Annotated in this window: 1 protein-coding gene; it reads right to left on the bottom strand. The window is 43.4% G+C overall.

All coding sequences use genetic code 11. From position 1 onward, the window contains the following. Positions 1 to 309, bottom strand: a 309-nt coding sequence (locus ABT58_RS24335) for a hypothetical protein (protein ID WP_205625345.1), incomplete at its 3' end; no start/stop codon positions are given. Positions 310 to 325 lie beyond the last annotated feature (16 nt).

The raw sequence follows: 325 nt of genomic DNA, 5'->3' as shown, positions 1-325 counted from the left end.
GGATATGATTTTTTGAATGTTCCTCAAACGGACATCGGAAATCGTCTCACCAGGTGACGCTGGTATTTCTCTTAACGCAGCAATCTGACGGTCACGGCGCATTTCGTAGTATCGATGAACATACCAAAACACCCCAAGCTGGCACAGCGCAAAGAGAAAGAATAAATAAGGGTTTAAGGACATGTGTTCATACCAAGGCATTCCTACCCGGTTCGAAACAATCCATTGGACTTTACCTAAGTCCAAATCACCAATTTTTAATAGAGATTGTCCACGTGATGTTTCTCGCGTTGGCATAGAACTGATCATGGCCAACGTATCTTCA

The organism is Photobacterium aphoticum (assembly GCF_001029435.1).
Classification (GTDB): domain Bacteria; phylum Pseudomonadota; class Gammaproteobacteria; order Enterobacterales; family Vibrionaceae; genus Photobacterium; species Photobacterium aphoticum.
The sequence above is the reverse complement of the archived record's forward strand: the minus strand, read 5'-3'. Positions and strand labels throughout refer to the sequence as shown.